This is a genomic window from Actinomycetospora sp., assembly GCF_036497245.1.
GTDB lineage: Bacteria > Actinomycetota > Actinomycetes > Mycobacteriales > Pseudonocardiaceae > Actinomycetospora.
Genome location: NZ_DASXJS010000262.1, coordinates 15,817 through 35,416, shown reverse-complemented (window position 1 = coordinate 35,416; position 19,600 = coordinate 15,817). Strand labels below are relative to the sequence as shown.

At 74.0% G+C, this 19,600-nt stretch carries 17 protein-coding genes; 3 read left to right on the top strand and 14 right to left on the bottom strand.

Annotated elements, in window-relative coordinates; translation table 11 throughout:
- Positions 1 to 77: 77 nt before the first annotated feature.
- Together VGI02_RS26975 and VGI02_RS26970 are read left to right on the top strand one after the other, a co-directional pair.
- The gene (locus VGI02_RS26975) at positions 78 to 1,628 is read left to right on the top strand and encodes an ArnT family glycosyltransferase (protein ID WP_331632786.1); all 1,551 of its coding nucleotides are present in this window, start codon (positions 78 to 80) and stop codon (positions 1,626 to 1,628) included.
- Between the two features lie 29 nt (positions 1,629 to 1,657).
- A complete protein-coding gene (locus tag VGI02_RS26970) occupies positions 1,658 to 3,187 on the top strand; it encodes an alpha/beta hydrolase (protein ID WP_331632784.1) in 1,530 nt (509 codons plus the stop codon).
- On the opposite strand, the gene VGI02_RS26965 is transcribed toward VGI02_RS26970, so the two are convergent.
- Positions 3,106 to 4,584, bottom strand: coding sequence for an FAD-dependent oxidoreductase (locus VGI02_RS26965; RefSeq protein ID WP_331632782.1), 1,479 nt, complete (start codon positions 4,582 to 4,584; stop codon positions 3,106 to 3,108). The genes VGI02_RS26970 and VGI02_RS26965 overlap by 82 nt on opposite strands.
- 64 nt (positions 4,585 to 4,648) lie before the next feature.
- Between VGI02_RS26965 and VGI02_RS26960 the strand changes: the two genes are divergently transcribed.
- Positions 4,649 to 5,272, top strand: coding sequence for a TetR family transcriptional regulator (locus VGI02_RS26960; RefSeq protein WP_331632780.1), 624 nt, complete (start codon positions 4,649 to 4,651; stop codon positions 5,270 to 5,272).
- On the opposite strand, the gene VGI02_RS26955 is transcribed toward VGI02_RS26960, so the two are convergent.
- The 13 genes from VGI02_RS26955 to mug all read right to left on the bottom strand — a co-directional run bounded on the left by VGI02_RS26955 (position 5,260) and on the right by mug (position 19,575).
- A complete protein-coding gene (locus tag VGI02_RS26955; protein WP_331632779.1) occupies positions 5,260 to 5,589 on the bottom strand; it encodes a DUF5313 family protein in 330 nt (109 codons plus the stop codon). The two genes, VGI02_RS26960 and VGI02_RS26955, sit on opposite strands and share 13 nt — an antisense overlap.
- Positions 5,582 to 8,530 carry an FAD-binding and (Fe-S)-binding domain-containing protein gene (locus VGI02_RS26950; protein ID WP_331632777.1) on the bottom strand — a complete coding sequence of 983 codons (2,949 nt, stop codon included), beginning with the start codon at positions 8,528 to 8,530 and terminating at the stop codon, positions 5,582 to 5,584. The genes VGI02_RS26955 and VGI02_RS26950 overlap by 8 nt, the downstream gene beginning before the upstream one ends.
- Positions 8,531 to 8,576: 46 nt before the next feature.
- Positions 8,577 to 9,347, bottom strand: coding sequence for a dipeptidase PepE (gene pepE, locus VGI02_RS26945; RefSeq protein ID WP_331632775.1), 771 nt, complete (start codon positions 9,345 to 9,347; stop codon positions 8,577 to 8,579).
- A 151-nt stretch (positions 9,348 to 9,498) separates the two neighbouring features.
- Positions 9,499 to 11,280, bottom strand: coding sequence for a GMC oxidoreductase (locus VGI02_RS26940; protein ID WP_331632773.1), 1,782 nt, complete (start codon positions 11,278 to 11,280; stop codon positions 9,499 to 9,501).
- Between the two features lie 73 nt (positions 11,281 to 11,353).
- Entirely contained in the window at positions 11,354 to 11,890 is a 537-nt protein-coding gene (locus VGI02_RS26935; protein ID WP_331632771.1) for a hypothetical protein, read from the bottom strand.
- A gap of 77 nt (positions 11,891 to 11,967) precedes the next feature.
- Positions 11,968 to 12,939, bottom strand: a complete 972-nt coding sequence (locus VGI02_RS26930; RefSeq protein ID WP_331632770.1) for an NADPH:quinone reductase — start codon at positions 12,937 to 12,939, stop codon at positions 11,968 to 11,970.
- A gap of 55 nt (positions 12,940 to 12,994) precedes the next feature.
- A complete protein-coding gene (locus VGI02_RS26925) occupies positions 12,995 to 13,852 on the bottom strand; it encodes an SCO6745 family protein (RefSeq protein WP_331632769.1) in 858 nt (285 codons plus the stop codon).
- Positions 13,853 to 13,881: 29 nt separating this feature from the next.
- On the bottom strand, positions 13,882 to 14,793 hold the full coding sequence (locus VGI02_RS26920) for an SCO6745 family protein (RefSeq protein ID WP_331632768.1): 912 nt from the start codon (positions 14,791 to 14,793) through the stop codon (positions 13,882 to 13,884).
- A 12-nt stretch (positions 14,794 to 14,805) separates the two neighbouring features.
- Entirely contained in the window at positions 14,806 to 16,278 is a 1,473-nt protein-coding gene (locus VGI02_RS26915) for an aldehyde dehydrogenase (protein ID WP_331632767.1), read from the bottom strand.
- A 34-nt stretch (positions 16,279 to 16,312) separates the two neighbouring features.
- On the bottom strand, positions 16,313 to 16,753 hold the full coding sequence (locus VGI02_RS26910; RefSeq protein ID WP_331632766.1) for an FmdB family zinc ribbon protein: 441 nt from the start codon (positions 16,751 to 16,753) through the stop codon (positions 16,313 to 16,315).
- 8 nt (positions 16,754 to 16,761) lie between these two features.
- Positions 16,762 to 18,054, bottom strand: coding sequence for a hydroxyacid-oxoacid transhydrogenase (locus tag VGI02_RS26905; RefSeq protein WP_331632765.1), 1,293 nt, complete (start codon positions 18,052 to 18,054; stop codon positions 16,762 to 16,764).
- On the bottom strand, positions 18,051 to 18,869 hold the full coding sequence (locus VGI02_RS26900; protein ID WP_331632764.1) for an N-acyl homoserine lactonase family protein: 819 nt from the start codon (positions 18,867 to 18,869) through the stop codon (positions 18,051 to 18,053). Before VGI02_RS26900 ends, VGI02_RS26905 begins: the two co-directional genes overlap by 4 nt.
- Before the next feature lie 82 nt (positions 18,870 to 18,951).
- On the bottom strand, positions 18,952 to 19,575 hold the full coding sequence (gene mug, locus VGI02_RS26895; RefSeq protein WP_331632763.1) for a G/U mismatch-specific DNA glycosylase: 624 nt from the start codon (positions 19,573 to 19,575) through the stop codon (positions 18,952 to 18,954).
- Positions 19,576 to 19,600: the final 25 nt, after the last annotated feature.

Sequence of the window (19,600 nt, the reverse complement as noted above, 5' to 3'; positions counted from 1 at the left end):
GGGAAGTGCGGTGCGGTTTGCTGGACCCGAGACCTGTCCGCGCCGAGCGTGGGCGCGGACGAGGAGGACGGGGGCCGATGACCACGACGCCTGCCCGGGGCCTCACCGCCCTCACCCCGCCGCCCGCTCCGCCCGACCGGGCGCCCGTGGCGTGGTGGCCGGTGCTCGGCGTCGCGGCCGCGCTGGGCCTCGTCCTGGGTGTCCTCTCCTCGCGCTACGGCTACTTCGGGGACGAGTACTACTTCATCTCCGCCGGGGCCCGGCCCGCCGCCGGGTACGCCGACCAGCCGCCGCTGCTCCCGTTCCTGGCGTCCGCCCTGGCGCACCTGGCGCCCGGGAACCTCGTCGTCCTGCGGCTGCCCGCGACGCTGCTCACCGCGGCCGGGGTCGTCGTCGCCGCCCTGATCGCCGCGGAGCTGGGCGGCGCCCGCCGCGCCCAGGTGCTCGCCGCCGTCGCCACCGGGGCCAGCCCCTACCTGCTCCAGACCGGCCACTTCCTCGCGACGTCGACCGTCGACCCCGTCTGCTGGTCGGTCGTGCTGCTGCTGCTCGTGCGGTGGTTGCGGCTCGAGAACCGTCCGGACTCGCGCGGGGCGCCGACCCGGGACCGGCTCCTGCTGGCGCTCGGCCTCGTGGTCGCCGTGGCGCTGTTCGACAAGATCCTCATCCCGGTGCTGCTCCTGGGCCTCGCGATCGGGATCTGGTTCGCCGGCCCGCGGCGGCTGCTGCACCGCCCGATGCTGTGGGTCGGGCTCGCCCTCGCCGCGGCCTCGACGGTGCCGACGCTGGTCTGGCAGGCGCATCACGGGTGGCCGCAGCTGCGGATGGGCTCGGTGGTCGCGGGCGAGTCGTCGCTGTTCGGCAACCGGTGGGAGTTCCTGCCCTTCGCGCTCTACTACGCGGGTGTGCTGCCCGGCGCGGTGCTCGTCGTGCTGGGGCTGTGGGCGCTGCTGCGGACCGAGCGGCTGCGTCCCTGGCGCGCCCTGGGGATCGCCTGCGCGTTCGTGACCGTGGCGCTGCTCGCGGCGGGCGGGCGGCCGTACTACCTGTCGGGGGTCTACGGCCTGGTCCTCGCGGCGGGTGCGGTGGCGGCGGGCACGCTGCCGGATCGGCCCTGGCACCGGTGCTGGCGCTGGACGCTGCGACCCGCGGCGGTCGCGGTCGGCGCGGTCCTGGCGCTGGCCTGGGTGCTGCCGGTGGGGCCGTCGTCGTGGCGGGCGCCGACGGAGTTCGCGACGATGGGCCAGGTCGGCTGGCCGGAGTTCACCGCCGGGGTGGCCCAGCGGTTCCGGGCGCTGCCGCCGGGGCAGCAGGAGCACACCGCGGTCGTGGCGTACTCGTACTGGTACGCGGCCGCGCTCGAGCACGAGGGCCCGTCCCGCGGGCTGCCCTCGACGATCTACTCCACCCACCGCGCGTTCGGGTACTTCGACGTCCCGCCCGGCTCGGAGGACGCGCTGCTGGTCGGCGAGGTGAAGTGGGCACCACGGTTCTGCGCGCGGCTGGTCACGCTGCCGCCGGTCGCCGGGGCCGAGTTCGCCCCGATCAACGACGACGTCCCGATGGCCCTGTGCACGCCGCGCACACCCTGGGCCCAGGCGTGGCCGTCGCTGCGGAACCTCGCGTAGGTGCGCTTCGCGCTTGTGAGCACTTTCGGGTGCTATACACCCTGAAAGTGCTCACCAGGCGAAGCCACCTCCTCGTCGCGACCCTCGTCGTGCTGCTGACGGCGTGCGCCGGGCCGACGGCGCCCACGGGTCCCGGTGACGCCTCGGCGTCCGCTCCGCTCGGCACCGACGGCGCGAAGGCCCCACGCATCGACTGGCGCCCGTGCGGCGGCGCGTTCCAGTGCGCGACCGTCCCGGTCCCCCTCGACTACCGGAACCCCACGGGGCCGACGATCCCGCTCGGGATGGTGCGGCTGCCCGCGCTCGACCCGGCCGCGCGGATCGGCACCCTGGCGGTGAACTACGGCGGCCCCGGCACGCCGGGGGTGTCGAGCCTGCGGCGGCTCGCGTCCCGGTTCGACGGGGTCCGGGCGCGGATGGATGTGCTCGCCGTGGACCCGCGCGGCGTCGGGCAGAGCAGCCCGGTGCGCTGCGGAGGGCTCGACGGGCAGCCGGTGCACCCGGCCGGTTCCCCGCTCGCCGACCCGGCGGGGTTCTGGACGTCGGCCCGCGCGGCCGGCCAGGCGTGCTCCGCCGCCTCGGGGGAGCTGCTGCGCCACCTGTCCACCGCGAACGCCGCCCGCGACCTCGACCTGATCCGGCAGTCCCTCGGCGACCCGGAGATCAGCGTCTACGGCTACTCCTACGGGACCGTGCTCGGCGCGACGTACGCGAACCTGTTCCCCGACCACCTGCGGGCCCTCGTCGTCGACGGCACCCTCGACCTCGCCGCCAACGCGGGGACCGCCGACCCCGGTCGGCCGGTCGACGTGCGTGCCGGGGTCGCCGCCGCCCGTGAGGGATCCGTGCAGGCCTTCCTGGCCGACTGCGGGGCGGCCGGACCCGGGCGCTGTGCGCTGGCCGCGCCGCCCGGCGCCGACCCGCGCGCCCGGGTGGACGCGGCCGTCGCCGGCGCCACCCGCGCGGGCGCCTCCGCCGATCTCGCCGACCGGGTCGCGACCGCGCTCGAGTCCGGCGGCAGGCTCGCCTCCCTCGCCCGCTCCCTCGCCGCCCGCGCCCCGGCGGGCGTCCCGCCCGGCCCCGTCGTGCCCGACCCGGCCGCGGGCGCCCCCGCCCACTCGACGGCCTTCCTCGCGGTCCAGTGCACCGACGTCGTCACGCCGACGGCGGACCAGGTCACCGCGCTGCTGCCCGGCGAGCAGGCCGCGCACCCGCTGTTCGGGGTGCCCGCGGCGCTGAACACCGCGGCCTGCGTCGACTGGCCCGCCGTCGATCCCGACCGCTACCTCGGTCCCTGGAACGCCCCGCTGCGCGCCCCGGCGCTCGTGATCAACGCCCGCGAGGACCCGGACACGCCGCTCGCGAACGCCCGCGCCACCGCGTCGCAGCTCGCCGCCGCCCGGCTCCTCGTCGTCGACGGGTTCGGGCACACCACGCTCGACCTCCCGAGCCACTGCGCGCAGGACGCCGCGGCCGCCTACCTGCTGGACCCGAACCGGCCGCCCGCCGAGGGCACGGTGTGCCCGCCCGACCCGGGCGCGGTGGCCTTCGCCGGATAGGCGCGCGACCACACGTACCCGTCGGGCCGGATGACGACGACCTCGCCGTCGCCCGCGCCGTACGCCTCGCGCAGCACGGCGTCGGCGGCGAGCGCGTCGGCCTCGAGGACCTGCACCGTGCTCGGCAGCTCGGGGGCCGTGACCTCCGCGCCGCCGAACGTCAGCACCGTCCAGTCCGCCCGCCGCCGCTGGGCGAAGAGGTCGGTGGCCGCCCCGTCGACGACCAGCGGGGCGTTCGGGGCCCGGTCGCCCGGCCGGGGCCCGGGCCCGTCGTCGTCGTCGGAGGCCGCCAGGGGGCCGCCGCGGTAGCTCGTGCCGAACCCGAGCGCGTCGCGGACCTGCTCGGAGGTGCGCTGCCAGAACCGGCGGCCGGTGAGCGCGCTCGAGAGGCCGAGCACGCCGGCGGCGATCGGGAGACGCTCGGCGGAGTAGGTGTCGAGCAGCGACTCGACCGCCGTGCCGGAGGCGACCGCCGCGAGCTTCCAGCCGAGGTTGATCGCGTCGCTGATCCCGGTGTTCATGCCCTGTCCGCCCGCGGGGGAGTGCACGTGGGCGGCGTCGCCGGCGAGGAGGACCCGCCCGACGCGGTACTCGTCGGCCATGCGGACGTTGAGCCGCCAGTCCCCCGAGGTCACCACCCGGCGCACCCGGATCCGGGGGGCGAGCGCGTCGACGAACTCCCGCAGCACCGGCTCGCTCGCGTGCACCTCCGGGTCGGAGTGCCCGATCTGGACCTGCCAGGTCGACGTGGCGGGCAGCGGGCACAGCGCGAAGTACGCCGCCCCGGCCCCGGAGAACATGTGCCAGTGGTCGCGGTCGAGCCCGTCGAGCTCCACGTCCCCGAGCAGCAACCGGATCTCCTCGTGGGTCTCACCGAGGAACCCGACGCCGAGCTCGCGGCGCACGGTGCTGGACCCGCCGTCGGCGCCGACCACCCACGCCGCCCGCAGCTCCTGGCCGTCCTCCAGCGCGATCCGCACCCCGCTCTCGTCCTGGGACAGCGAGGCGACGCGCCGCCCGTACTCGACCTCGAGCCCCTCCTCGCCGAGCCGCTCGCGCAGCACCTGCTCGGTGCGCCACTGCGGGATGATCAGCGAGCGCGCCCACGGCGTCGTCGCGTCGGGCACCCCGGCCGGGTTCAGCTCCACGTCCTGCACCGACCCGTCCGGGTCGTGGCGACGGATCGGCAGCTCGAAGCGCCCGAGCGACACCAGCCGGTCGGCCACCCCCATCGCGTCGAGCAGCTCCAGAGTCCGCGGCTGCATCCCCTTGCCGCGTGACCCGCGGTGCGGCCCGTCGGCCGCGTCGAGCACCCGGACCCGCACACCCCGCCGCGCCAGCTCGATCGCCGCCGTGAGCCCGGTCGGCCCCGCTCCCACCACCACCACGTCGTCCATGGAAGTGAGACTACAACTCAACTAGAACTCAGTGTCAAAAGATTTCCCGTGCCACAATCGGCGTGTGGGCCTGAGGGAACGGAAGAAGGAGCGCACGCGCGCCGACCTGCAGCGCCATGCGCTGCGGCTGTTCCGGGACCACGGATACGCCGAGACCACGGTCGACGACATCGCGGCGGCCGCCGAGGTCAGCCGCAGCACCTTCTTCCGGTACTTCGGGACGAAGGAGGACGTCGTCCTCTTCGACGACGTCGACCCGGTCATGGACCGCATGATGGCCGCAGTGCCCGAAGGCACGCCCCTGCTGCAGGCCCTGCGCACGGTGCTGCGCGACTCGTTCGCGTCGCTCGACGACGAGGCCCGCGCCCTCGAGGAGGTCCGCATGGAGCTCGCGCGGACGATCCCCGAGGTCGCCGCGATCCTGCGCGAGCGCAACCCGTTCGGGCTCGAGCAGGTCGCCGGGATGGTCGGGCCCGCAACGCATCGGGCCTCCGACGATCCCGAGGTGCTCCTCTTCAGCGGCATCGTGCTCGGCGCGCGACGGGCCGCGCAGGCGGCGGTCGATGCCGGGCGCGCGACGAGCTACGTCGACGCGCTGGACGCCATGCTGGGACGTCTCGGTGACGGTGTCCCACTCGCCGACGAACCGGTCCGGGCTCCCGGCCGGATCGCGTCTCACTCCTCCTGACGCCCGAGCACCAGCTCGGGCAGGAAGCCGTGCTGGTAGAGCCGCTTCTCCCGGATCATCGGCGAGAAGATCGCGGCCATCAGCAGCGCCGAGAACAGCACGAAGCACGGCAGCGCCACCCGCAGCCAGGCCGGTCCCGGCAGCAGCGCGAGCAGCGCCGCGGGGACGCACTGCACCGTCGTGCGGGCGAGCTGGCGCAGGAACCAGGTCCGGGCCGTGAGGTCGTGCAGCACCCAGTCGCCGTAGGTCACCGGCAGCCGGGCCCCGAACGCGTAGGCGAGCCAGCGCAGCACGCCCGGTCGGGGGGTCCTAGCCACGCGTCCCCGGGCGCAGACCCAGCGCCTGCGCCGCGAGCCGGGCCAGGTGGGTGGGCTCGTGGCCGCCGTTGTCGAGCTGCCGGATCTGGGTGCGGCACGAGTAGCCGTCGGCGAGCACCGTCGTCCCGTCCGACGCCGCCCGGACCGCGGGCATGAGACCCCGCTCCGCGCAGGCCGTCGACACCTCGTAGTGCCCGTCCTCGAAGCCGAAGTTGCCCGCCAGCCCGCAGCAGCCCTCGTCGAGCACGTCCGCGGTCACACCCAGCGCCGAGAGCACCGCGCGGTCGGCGTCGGTGCCCAGTTCGGCGTACTGGTGGCAGTGGATCTGGACCAGTGCTGTGCGCTCGGCACCGTCGCCCAGGGCCGCCAGCTCGTCGGTGTGCCCGGCCAGGACCTCGGCGAACGTCCGGATCGACGCGGCCGCGGTCTGCGCCAGCTCGTCGTCGCGGCCCAGCACCTTCAGCGAGTCGCTGCGCAGCGCCGCCGTGCACGAGGGCTCCAGCCCGACGACGGGCACTCCGTCCTCCAGCCACGGCCGGATGCGCTCCAGGCTCCGCGCGATGACCTTCCGGGCGGCGCCGACCTGCCCGGTGGTGACCCAGGTCAGACCGCAGCAGACGGCGGCGTCCGGGAGCTCCACCCGGTAGCCCAGCGCCTCGAGCACCGCGATCGCGTCCAGCGCGAGCTCGGGGTCGAACGCCTCGGTGAAGGTGTCCGGCCAGAGCAGCACGCGCTTCGCGGCGTCGGGTCGTGGGGCGTGGTCGGTCTTCCCGAGCAGCCGCCGCAACGGCTTGGCCGCCAGCGGGGGGATCGAGCGCTGCGGCGCGATCCCGCCGACCCGTTTCGCGACCCCGGCGAGCGCGGGACGGCGCGCGAGCGCGTTCGCCAGCCGCGGGGCGCCCGGGATCGACCCCGCGAGGCGCAGCCACGCCGGCAGCCAGCCCATCGACCAGTGCGAGCGCGGCCGGTCCCGGGCCCGGCCCGCGTAGTGCTGGGCGAGGAACTCGCTCTTGTAGGTCGCCATGTCGACGCCCACCGGGCAGTCGCGCGAGCAGCCCTTGCAGCTCAGGCACAGGTCGAGGGCGTCGCGGACCTCGGTGGAGCGCCAGCCGTCGGGGACCAGCTGACCCGAGGCCATCTCGAACAGCAGCCGGGCGCGGCCGCGGGTGGAGTGCTTCTCCTCGCCGGTCACCCGGTAGCTCGGGCACATCACGCCGCCCTGCGCGGTGACGCACTTGGCCACGCCGATGCACCGCCGGGTCGCGGACGCGAAGCCGGTCTCCGGGGCGCCGTCGTGGGTGAGGTCCAGCTGGGTGCGGGTGCCGATCGTCGGCTGCCCGAGGAAGACGCGGACGTCGTCGTCGATGCGCGGCGGGTCGACGACGCGATGCGGGTTCATCCGGCCGTCGGGGTCCCACGCCCGCTTGAAGTCGCCGAACGTCTCGATCATCCGCGGCGAGTACATCCGCGAGAGCAGTTCCGCGCGTGCCTGCCCGTCCCCGTGCTCCCCGGACAGCGACCCGCCGTGCGCGACGGCGAGGTCGGCGGCGTCCTCGAGGAACGCCCGGAAGTTCTTGAGGCCCGCGGTCGTCAGCAGCTCGAAGTCGATCCGCACGTGCAGGCAGCCGTCGCCGAAGTGCCCGTAGTAGGCGCCGCTGCGGCCGTGCTTGGAGAGCAGGGAGTCGAACTCACGCAGGTAGCTGCCGAACTGGGCGGGCTGGACCGCGGCGTCCTCCCAGCCGGGCCACGCCTCGACGCCGCCGGGCCCGCGGGTGACGATGCCCGACCCGTCCTCACGGATCTTCCACAGCCCGCGCATGGCCTTCGGGTCGCTGACGACCTTGGACTCGACCGTCGCGAAGGCCATCTCCCGCGCGATGGCCTCGGCCTTCGCGAGGGCCTCCTCGCGGGTCGCTCCGCCGGTCTCGACGTAGAGCCAGCCCTTCCCACGGGGGAGTGCCTCGTGGGTGCGGTCGTCGGGGCGGGCCGCGCGCAGGGCGCCGATCACCCCGACGTCCATGCCCTCGATGGTCAGCGGGGCGTGGTCCCGGATCGGGACGACGTGGTCGGCGGCGGTGTAGGCGTCGGCGAACCCGAGGACGGCGAGCGCGCGCACCGGCGGCGACTCGACGAGGTCGACCGTCGCCTCGAGCAGCGTCACGCAGGTGCCCTCGGTGCCGACGAGCGCCTTGGCCAGGTCGAACCCCTGCTCGGGGAGGAGCTGGTCCACGTTGTAGCCACTGACACGCCGTGTCAGGTCCGGGGTGTCGGTGCGGACGAAGTCGGCGGTCCGGTCCCGCAGGGCACGCAGGTCCCGGTAGACCCGGCCCTCGGAGCCGGGGCGCGTCGTCGCGGCCTCGAGGGCGGCATCGTCCATCGGTCCGCCGACGTGCATGCGGGTGCCGTCGGCGAGCAGGACGTCGAGCTCGCGGACGTTGTCGACGGTCTTGCCCCAGGCCACCGAGTGCGACCCGCACGCGTTGTTGCCGATCATCCCGCCGAGCGTGCAGCGGTTGTGCGTGGACGGGTCGGGCCCGAAGGTCAGGCCGTGCGGGCGGGCCGCGTCGCGCAGGTCGTCGAGGACGGCGCCGGGCTGGACACGGGCGGTGCGCGCCTCGGGGTCGATCTCCAGCACGCGGTGCATGTGCCGGTGGAAGTCGACGACCACCGCCTCGTTCACCGACTGCCCGCAGATGCTCGTGCGCGCGCCGAGCGGGAGCAGTGGAATCCCGTGACGGCGGGTGATCTCGACCGCACGCTCGACGTCGCCGCCGTCGACGGGCTGCACGACGCCGAGCGGGACGTGCCGGTAGTTCGACGCGTCGGCCGACCACATCGCCCGCGTGGCCGTGTCGAACCGGACCGCTCCCCGCATCGCGCCCGCGAGCTCCTCGGCCAGCAGGGAGTTCGCGGTGCCCGGGCGGGACGGAGCGGTCGTCATGACCCCATCCTGCTTGGCGATCATCGGGCGTGCAGCACCGTGTCCGTCACGTCGGGCCGAGCAGCCACGAGAGGTCGGTCCCGACGGCGAGCTCGGCCGGCTCCCGGCCCTGGCGGAACAGGCGGGCGGTGTGGCCGCCGAGGGTCAGCGCGTCTCCGGTCGGGATGGTCGAGCTCCGGTGCGCTTCGTCTCCGGCCCCGATGGTCGAGCTCCGCTGCGCTTCGTCTCCGGTCCGGTGCAGCCACGCGCCCTCCCGGAGCCCGACGACGGGGACGGCGTTCATCTCGTGGAACTCGAGGATCCGCTCCTCCCGGGTCTCGCCCTGGTGGGTGCTCGCCGGGTCCGGGTCGAGGTAGTGCGGGTTGACCTGGAACGGGACGCGCCCGAGGGCGTCGAGGCCGCCGGGATCGACGATCGGCATGTCGTTGGTGGTGCGGATGGTCGGGCAGCCGAGGTTCGTGCCGGCGGAGCTCCCCGTGTAGCGACAGTCGGGGTTCGCGTGCAGGGCGTCGAGCAGCCCGAGTCCGCGCGTGTCGTGGAGCAGGCGGAAGGTGTTGCCGCCGCCGACGAACACGGCCCGCGCGTCGGACAGCGTCGCCGCGGGGTCGTTCTCGCGGTGCAGCGGCCGGAGGTCGATGCCCTCGCCGAGGGCGCGGCTCACCCAGGCGAAGTAGTCGTCGTGGTCGGCGCGCGCGTAGGGCACGAACCACACCGGCCTGCCGCCGAGATGGCTCGCCAGGACCTCCCGGGCGTGCGCGAACGGCGCGGCCCCGCCCGGTGGGCGCGAGTTGGACAGCAGCAGGACGTCACCGGGCACGCCCGGCAGCGTGGCACGCCGGGCCGTCGGATCGCGGGTCCCGGGCACCGTTGCCCTGCCGCCCCCCGCCGTCGCCTTGTCGCTGTGAATCACAACGACAGGGCGGTGCCGGAACCGCGGGAGCCCGCGACAAGCCGGCCCGGGCGCACGCTCAGGGACCGGTGACGACCTCGGCGCGCGGGGGCACGACCGGCACCGGCAGCGTCACCCGCAGCGCGCCCGGCGCGTCGGCCGGCACCACGGGGGCGGTCGGGGCCACCGGGGCGAGCCGCTCGTACGCCGACCCCAGCGGCGGGCGCGGATCGGCCTCACCCTTGTTCGGCCAGAACGCCATCGCCCGCTCCGCCTGCGCGGTGATCGTCAGGGACGGGTTCACGCCGAGGTTCGCCGAGAGCGCTGATCCGTCGACGACGTGCAGCCCGGGGTGCCCGTAGAGCCGCTGGTACGCGTCGATCACGCCGGAGTCGGCCGACGATCCGATCGCGCAGCCGCCGATGAAGTGCGCGGTCATCGGCATGTTGGCCGCCTCGCCCCACGTGCCGCCTGCGTCACCGTCGATGAGCTCGGCCATCCGTCGCGTGGTCGCGTTGGCGGCGGGGATCCACGTCGGGTTCGGTGTCCCGTGGCCCTTCCCGGACACGAGCCGCCCGAACCGTCGCCGCACCGTGATCGAGTTGTCCAGCGACTGCATGACCAGCGCGATCACGGTGCGCTCGGACCACCGCCGCTTGTCCAGCGACCGTGCCAGCGACCGCGGGTGCCGCACCATCGCGCCGAGCAGCTTCGCGAGCCTCGGCACCTTCCCGCCACCGTCGGTCATCAGCGTGGTGAGCAGTCCCATCGCGTTCGATCCGCGGCCGTAGCGACACGGCTCGATGTGGGTGTCGGAGTCGGGGTGCCAGGACGAGGTGATGGCCACGCCCTGCGAGAAGTCCCGCGGCCCGCCGCGCTCGGGCGCCCGCCGCGACATCGCCCCGACGAGGGCCTCCGAGTTCGTGCGGGTGAGGTGGCCCAACCGCGCCGAGATACGCGGCAGCGTCCCGGAGTCGCGGAGCCGGTGCAGCAGCGACTGCGTGCCCCACGTCCCGGCGGAGAACACCACCTCGTCCGCCGTGAACACGGTCCGCTGCCTCCGGTGGCGCCGCGTCGGCCGCGTCGTCACCTCGTATCCCCCCCTATCGGCGTGCTCCCCCTTTCCGCGGGACCGCACCGACAGCACCGTCGTCTCCGGGTGGACGGTGGCCCCGGCGCGCTCGGCGAGCCCGAGGTAGTTGCGGTCGAGGGTGTTCTTCGCCCCGTGCCGGCACCCGGTCATGCACTCGCCGCACTCCAGGCAGCCGACCCGGTCGGGGCCTGCGCCGCCGAAGAACGGGTCGGGCACGGTCTCGCCCGGTTCCTTCGCCCCGTCGCGCCCGAAGAACACCCCGACCTGCGTCGGGGTCACGGTGTCCTCCCGGCCCCACTCGCGGGCGACCCGGCGCATGACCTCGTCCGACGGCGTCACCGTCGGCTGCGTCACGACGCCGAGCATCCGCTGCGCCTGGTCGTAGAAGGGATCCAGCTCCGCGCGCCAGTCGGTGATCGAGGCCCACTGCGGATCGCCGTAGAACGCGGGCGACGACGGCTGGTAGAGCGTGTTCGCGTAGTTCAGCGACCCGCCACCGACGCCCGCCCCGGCGAGCACGACGACGTCGCGCAGCACGTGGATGCGCTGGATCCCGTAGCACCCGAGCGCGGGCGCCCACAGGAAGTTCCGGACGTTCCACGACGTCGAGGGCAGCGTCTCCGGGGTGAACCGGCGTCCCGCCTCGAGGACCCCGACCGCGTAGCCCTTCTCGGTCAGGCGCAGCGCCGAGACGCTGCCGCCGAAGCCGGACCCGATGACGAGGACGTCGTAGTGGCGGGGCGAAGCAGCAGGGTGGTGGGACGACACCAGCGCACATTAACCGCCGAGTAGCTGTGACGGAAGGTCACAGGTACACGGTGTCAGCCACACCGAGCGGGGCTCAGCGCGCGGCCATGCCCCGGGCGTCGCGGGCGATCCACCGTGCCGTCTCGGCGTCGACGAGCCCGCGCAGCACCGCCGCGTTGGCCGGCGAGACCGGCGCCCCGTCCTTGAACTGGCGTCCGCGCACTCCGACGTACGGCGCGCTCGGCTTCCAGTCGGGGTGGGCCATGATCGTCTCCGCGGTCACGCGGTCCTCGGGCGGGATCACGCCGACGATGCCGTCGGCGTACCAGCTGACCTCGTTGGCCGACTCGGTCCGGCTGTACGGGTTGCTGTCGAAGACCATCACGGCCGCGAGCCTGCCGCGCCCGTTCCACTCGTGGATCCAGCCGACGGTCCCCGGGCCGACCCGCTTCTCGCGGGAGTGCGAGCAGGCGAGGTGCCAGGCGGTGCGCGTCCCCGCCCAGTCACCGTCGCGATCCCACCGCGCTCCCGCTGAGCGGATCCACGCCGGGTCGTCCTCGGGGTTCTCCGCCGGGGTCCACGCGAGCATGACGTCGGGGAGGATCTCGAAGCGGTCGGAACGGCTGGTCACAGGCTGACTCCCAGGGTCGGTGGTCGGCTCCATTGTCCCCGGACGGCGTCAGCCGCTCCGAGGCGCCCCCCAACGGGTCACGGGACGAGCACGACCTTTCCGACGGCGCCGTTCTCCACCGCCTCCTGGGCGGCGACCACATCGTCGAGTCGGTAGGGCGACATCGGCAGCGGAGTGAGGGCCCCGGCACCCACCGCGCCGCGGACCCAGGCGACGTCCGCGGCCAGGTCGGCCGGGCGGATGCCGTAGAGCAGGACGAAGCGCAGCGTGGCGTTGGTGGCCATGAAACGGCGCACGGGAAGGACCGGGTCGTTCGGCTCGTTGGCGTACACCGCGATCTCCGTGCCGGCCCCGGAGACGGCGAGGTCCAGGTCCAGGTTCGCCCCGAGCGCGACCTCGACGATCCGGTCCACCCGCTCGGCGTACCCGCGCACGCGCTCGATCGCGCCGTTCTCACGGTAGTTCACGACGAGGTCGGCGCCCGCCGCCCGCGCGAGCTCGGCCTTCTCCTCCGAGCTCACCGTCGTGATGACGCGCGCCCCGGCGTGCTTGGCCAGCTCGATCGCGTAGTGCCCGACCGCCCCGGCCCCGCCGGCGACCAGCACCGTCCCGCCGTCGAGGGCGTCGGGATCCGCCCGCAGGCAGTGCGCCGCGGTGACGGCGGGGACGCCGAGGCAGGCGCCCAGGTCGTCCGAGGCCCCGTCAGGCAGCGGGACGGCGCGCTCGGCGGGCAGCACGCAGTACTCGGCGGCCGTGCCGAAGCGGTTGCCGAAGGCGGCGAGGAGGAGCCAGACGTGCTGGCCGGTCTCGCGGTCGGTCACGTCCGGGCCCACAGCGTCGATCACGCCCGCGCCGTCCTGGTGCGGGATCTGGAAGTCGTCGGGATCGCGGCCGGTCATCCCGGCGCGGGTCTTCCAGTCGGTCGGGTTGATCGCGGACCGCGTGACGCGCACCCGGACCTCGCCCGGCCCGGGGTCGGGGACGGCGATCTCCTCGACGGCGAGGACCTCCGAGGCGGGTCCGGTCTTCCGGTACACGGCAGCCTTCATGTCCCCAGGGTTCCCCGGTGACGGCGGTGGCGCACCCGCGGTCGTCGGAGTGATGTCAGCCGGCCCGCAGCTTCTGCTCGTCGTCCGGGAACGCACCGCCGTCGCGCAGGGCCCGTGACCAGCCGGTGCAGCGCTCGACCACGCGGTCCAGGCCGTGCTCCATCCCCTCGAGCACCGGGTCGAGCGCCGCCTCGGTCACGTCCTCGATCTCCCGGCGCAGCGCGACACCCCGCTCGGTGAGGACGGCCGAGCCGTGCTCGAGCACCAGGAGCCTGCGGTCGATCAGGTCGTCCAGCGCCGCGGTGATGTCCGCCTCGGCCCAGGAGCGGGTGCGGGTGTAATCGCGGGTGGTGATCCCGACGTGCGCCTCGGTCAGCAGGTTGGCCTCGACCGGCCCGATCCCCGCACCGACCAGCGCGGCGAGGTGGGCGTCGCCGCGGAACTCCCGCAGCAGGTTCGTCGCGTGCCAGAGCCGGCCCCAGGCGTCGCCGGGCCAGTCGAGCGACCGGTGACCCGCGAACAGCGGCTTGCCGAGCAGCGGCGCGCGATCCAGGCCGCCGCGCAGCACGGTGACGACCTCCTCGACGTCGCGGCCCGCGTCCCCGAGCACCCGGTGCAGGCACCGCACCGCGCCCGCCTGCTTGGCGGCGAGCACGTCCGGGACCGTGGCGGTCGTCAGCGCGCTCTCGTAGATCCCGGTGAGCATCTCCGGCTCGAACACCCCGAAGCTCGCGACGACCAGCGGGGCCGGTGGGAGGCCGAGCGTGCCCGCCCGGCCGAGCACGTAGCCCGCGAAGCGCGCGAGCCCGAGCGCCGCGTACTGCTCGCGGGCCTCCTCGGAGTGCACGTGCACCATCGCGACCGGCTCGATCGCGTCGCGCAGCCGCCGGGCGGGGGTCGGTTCGTCGCTCACCTGCGGGCGGTACCCCGCCGAGTCCGCGCTCATCCCGCGGCGCGCTTGTACGGGTCGGGCGGGAACCAGCCGGCGTCGACCACCCGGTCCGCCCAGCCGCCGAGGGTGCCGACCAGCTCGTCGAGCCCGGAGGCGAGCGTGTCGAGGACCCGCGCCTGCGCGAGGTCGGTCGCCGCCTCGATGTCGTCACGGGCCACGCGGCCGGCCGGGGTCAGGGCACCGTCGGCCATCCACCCCCGCGCCGCGAGCCGCGCGACCGCGGCGTCCATGGCCTCCGGTGACCAGCCCCGGGTCCCGGTGTACTCGTAGAGCTCGAACCCGATCCGCAGCTCGGTGAGCACGTTCGCCTCGAGCCCGTCGACGCCTGCCGCGACGCACGCGCCGAGGTGGGCGTCGCCCCGGTGCTCGCGGTGGAGCGTGGCCGCGTGCCACAGCGCGGCGTGCGGGTCGGAGGGCCAGGGGAGGTCGCGCAGCCCGGCGTAGAGCGGGCGACCGGCGCTCTCGGCGGGCCCGGCCGCGTCGAGGGCCTCCCGCAGCGCCCGCGTCACCCGCCCGATCTCGGCGATGTCGACCCCCTCGAGGGCGGCTCGCAGGCTCTCCCCACCGCCGAGCTCCCGGACCGCCCGGAGCTCGGAGACCGAGCACGCCGCCCGGGCCCCGCGCCACAGCTCGCCCGCGAGGCCGGGCTCGAACACCGCGAAGGTCGCGGCCACGACGCCGGGCGACGGGTCGCCGAGCACGCAGGCCCGTCCCCCGACGTAGCCGGTGAGGAAGTCCAGCCCGGCCTTCGCCAGGTGCTCGTGGGCGGGCGCACCCCACACGCTGACCATCGCGAGCGGCTCGAGCACGTGGCGCAGCCGCAGGGCCGGGGTCCCCGTCACGGGGGCGGCGGCCCCGGCGCGGGGTCGGAAGAAGGTCTGCCGGGCCTCGGCGAAGTCCACGGTCCGGCCCCGCTAACCCAGGGTGAACGGGTCGCGGGTACCGCCGGTGAGCTCGACCCAGACGGACTTGTCCTCGAGGTAGGCGTCGACGGCGGCGGCGCCGTTCTCGCGGCCGAGCCCGGAGGCCTTGTAGCCGCCGAAGGGCACGTTCGGGGCGACCACCCGGTAGGCGTTGATCCACACCGTGCCCGCCCTGATGCGCGCGGCGATCCGGTGGGCGCGGTGCACGTCCTTGGTCCAGACCGCGCCGGCGAGACCGTAGGGGGTGTCGTTGGCGAGCTTGATCGCCTCGTCCTCGTCGGTGAACGTCGTCGCGGCGAGCACCGGCCCGAAGACCTCCTCGCGGAACACCGTGTCGGTGGGCTTGACCGAGAGCACGGTCGGCTTCACGAAGTAGCCGCCGAGGCCCTCGTCGGCGGCTCCGCCGTAGGCGATGGTCGCGCCCTCGTCGCGTGCGGTCTGCAGGTAGCCGACGACTTTCTCGTACTGCATCCCGTTGGCCACGGGACCCATCTCGGTGTCCTCGGCGAAGGGGTCGCCGAGCTTGATCTGGGCGGCGCGCTCGGCAACCAGGCGGATCAGCTCGTCGTGGACGTCGGCGTGGACGATCAGCCGCGAGCCGGCCATGCAGGTCTGGCCGGTGGCGGCGAAGACCCCGGCGACCAGGCCGTTGGCGGCGGCCTGCAGGTCGGCGTCGGGGAACACCACCTGCGGCGACTTCCCGCCCAGCTCGAGCGTGGCCGGGTTGAGGTTCTCCGCCGCCGCGACGGCGACCTTGCGCCCGGTGGCGGTGGACCCGGTGAAGGCGACCTTGTCGACGCCGGGGTGGGCGGCCAGGTGGGCCCCCGGTGCGCCGGACGACGAGGTCACGACGTTGACGACGCCCGCGGGGATCCCGGCCTCGGCGATCAGTTCGGCGAACCCGAGGGTCGAGCCCGGGGCGTGCTCCGAGGGCTTGACGACGAGGGTGCACCCCGCGGCGAGGGCGGGTGCGACCTTCCAGCTCATCAGCAGCAGCGGGGAGTTCCACGGCGTGATGGCGGCGACGACGCCGACCGGCTCGCGGCGGGTGTAGACGAGGTAGTTCGGGTTGGGCGCGGGGATCTGGCGTCCCTCGAGGGTGGCGGCGATCCCGGCGTAGTAGTGGTACCAGCCGCCGAGCCCGTTGAGCTGCCCGAGCATCTCGCGGTAGAGCTTGCCCGAGTCGTTGACCTCGAGCCGGGCCAGCCGTTCGGCGTTCTCGGTGATGAGGTCCGCGAGGCGACGCAGGCACGCCGCCCGGGCGAACCCGGTCATCTGCCCCCACTCGCCGTCGAGGGCGGCGCGGGCCGCGGCCACAGCGGCGTCGATGTCCTCGTCGGAACCGTCGGGGATCAGCGCCCACGACTGCCCGGTGTAGGGGTTCTGCGACTCGAAGGTCTTCCCGGACACCGCTGCGACGGCCTTGCCGCCGATCACCATCGAGAGCTGCTCGAGCTCGCCCACGTCGTCCTCTTCCCTGCTGGTCAGTCGATGATGATCATGCCCCGCCCGCGGCACCGCCGTGGCTGTGCCCGTGGCCATGACCGTGCCCGTGGGACTGGCCGCCCTCGGGCGCCGCGGCCGGCGTGATCATCGGCTCGCCGGCCCGGAGCGGGACCTGTTCGTAGCGGCCCTCGTGCGCGGCGACCGGTCGGGTGTCGCCGGCGAGCTCGGGGTGCCTGTCCTCGAGGCGCTGGCGCTGGTCCCATTTCCGCTGCATCGCGGTCAGGTACTCGCGGTTGCCGTTGTAGGTGCCCCGCCAGGTCTGGGGCATCTGCTCCCGTGACAGCCCGGCGTCGGCCTGGCCGTGCAGCGCGGGGCGCGACGGCACCTTGCGGGTGGCCTCGCCGCACTCCGGGCAGGCGGGCGCGGGCGCGTTCAGGCCCATCAGCCGTTCGAAGCGCAGCCCGCAGTCACAGCGGTAGTCGTAGATCGGCACGCAGGCACCTACCAGTTGGTGATCGACTTGGCGAAGATGTCGGCGATGTCGTCCTCGGTCGGCATGCGCGGGCACGTCGCGAGGAGGCGCTGCTGCTTCATCGTCCCGTCGACGAGGTCGGGGATGTCCGACTCGCCGAACCCGACGGCGCCGATGCCGTTCGGGATGTCGATGTCGCGCATCAGCTCGGTCACCACGTGCGGGAGCTGCTCGGACGCAGTGTTCTGCGTGTCGGCGTTCGGGCCGAGCATCCGCGCCGCGGCCATGTGCCGGTCGGGGGCGGACTCGAACGAGAACCGGAACGCCTCCGGTGCCGTCAGGGACACCGACATCCCGTGCGGCACCATCGCCTCGTCCGAGGGGTAGCCCGCCGGGTGGAAGTCCCGGACCTGCCCGGCGATGGGGTAGGCGTTGGCGTGCGGGATGTGGACGCCCGAGTTCCCGAAGCCCATCCCCGCGAACGTCGCCGCCATCATCATGTCCATCCGCGCGTCGACGTCCTCGTCGCCCCGCTCCACGGCGGTGCGGAACGAGCGGGCCAACAGCGACATCGACTTCTCGCACCAGAGGTCCGAGACCGGGTTCGACCCGCAGTAGGTCACCCGCTCCTCGGGCTTCTTGCGGTCGAACGTCGTGTACCAGCGCGCCGTGTAGCTCTCCAGGGCGTGGCAGACGATGTCCATCCCGGCCGCCGCGGTGACCTGTGGCGGAAGCGTCATCGTCAGCAGCGGGTCCACGACGGCCAGGGTGGGTCGCAGCCGCCAGTGGCTGATGCCGGTCTTCACCCGCAGCGAGAGCACGTCGAGGATGCACATCGCCGTCGACTCGGAACCGGTGCCCGCCGTCGTCGGGACCGCGATGAGCGGCTTGAGCGCCCCGGGCGGGGCCTGCGCGCTGCCCACCGGCTTGTTGATGTAGTCCATCAGCTCGCCGGGGAAGGTCGTCAGGAGGTTGACGGCCTTCGCGGTGTCGATGGACGAGCCGCCGCCGACCGCGACGAACCCGTCCCACGGGCCCTGCTGAGTGGCGTAGCCGATGGCCTTGTTCATCGAATCGTCGGTGGGCTCGACGTGCACGCCGTCGAAGATCTCGACGGTCATGTCGAAGCGCCGGATGCCGTCCGCGATCCGGTCCGGCAGCCCGGTCTGCTGCATGCCCGGGTCGGTGATGAGCAGGATGCGCCTGGCGCCGTACTGGGCGAGGTCGAACCCGATCTCGTCGGCCGCGCCCGCGCCGAACTTCAGGGGTGGTGCTCCCCAGGTGAAGACGGATTCGTCGGTGGGGATCGGCGGGACGGTCACGTGTAGGAGCCCCCGTTCGAGACGGTCTTCAGCTGGTGGATCTGCTCGGCGTCGTGGCCGAAGACGACGGTGGCGTCCTTCTTCTCGGCGATGCCGCGGATCTTCTCGACCGACGAGTAGAACTGGCCCATGTCGTTGACGATCGCGGCGGGCGTGGTCGGCGGCCCGTAGGACTCGCCCATGTACACGGCGTCCGACGTGAAGATCATCGTCCCGGTGTCGGGCAGGTCGACCTGCATCGACATGGTGCCCGGGGTGTGGCCGGGGGTCTGGAGCAGCGTGACCCCGGGGAGGAACTCGGTGTCGCCGGAGACGGTGTCCCAGTTCAGGCCCTCGTAGTCGGTCTTGAGGTGCGCCCCGGTGAACAGGCCGTCGAACCCGAAGGCGAACTCCTTCTCCTTCTCGCTGCAGATCAGCTTGGCCGACGAGTCCTTGAACAGGTCGGCGTTGCCGCAGTGGTCGAAGTGGAGGTGGCTGAGCACGACGTAGTCGATCTGGTTGACCCCGACGCCGATCTGCTTGAGGCGCGAGTCCAGGTACTCGTCCTCGCTGACCTTCTCGTAGGGGAAGAAGTCCTGCAGGCCCGTCGGACCCCAGCGGTCCTCCCAGTCCCGGGGGCAGCTGGTGTCCCAGAGGATGGTGCCGTCGGGCGTCTCGACGAGGACGCAGTGCGTGGGCACCGTGGCCCACTCGGTCGGCTCGTCGCGCTGCTGGCGGGCGCGGATCGACCGCCCCGGCTTCAGCAGCAACCACGTCAGGTCCGCGGTCATCGCCCCGCAGTCGAGGATGCTCACCTTGATGTCGCCACTGGCCACAGCCGACCTCCGCGTCGAGTCCGATCTCCCGTGAGCTGACCCTGGCCTGTGACCGGTGCCACCGTCAACAGGCTTGTATGCATCAGGGCGGGTCGGGTTTCTCGACGGCTCGGTGCAGTGCGGCGAAGGCCTCGCCGAGAGCAGCCGGCGTGTAGTGCGCGTTGAGCCCGCTGGGGTTCGGCAGCACCCAGATCCGGGTGTCGCCGACCCGGCGCTCCTGGGGTCCGACGACGGCCGTGCGCTCGGTGAAGGCGACCCGGTAGGCGACGATCCCGACGACGGCGAGCCAGCGCGGCGCTCGTCCGGCGACCAGCGCGCGCAGCCGCTCGCCGCCGGCAACCATCTCGGCGTCGGAGAGCTCGTCGGCCCGCGCGGTGGCCCGCGGCGCGACGTTCGTGATCCCGAGCCCGAGGCCCGGCAGCAGGTTCTGCTCGGCGGGCGCGAACACCCGCGGGGTGAAACCGCCGGCGTGCAGGGCGGGCCAGAACCGGTTGCCGGGGCGCGCGAAATGGTGGCCGGTGTGGGCGGAGACGAGTCCGGGGTTGATCCCGCTGAAGAGCACGCGCAGCGGGGGGTCACCGGGGCCGGGCAGGACGTCGGGGAGGAGCTCGCCCCGCGCCGCCTCGAGCTGGGCGCGGGTGGGGCCGGGTCTCCTGCGCGCGCCGCTGTTCGCCTTGTCGCGGTCTCCTGCGGAAGCCCCGGCCACTTGTCGCAGTGAATCACAACGACAG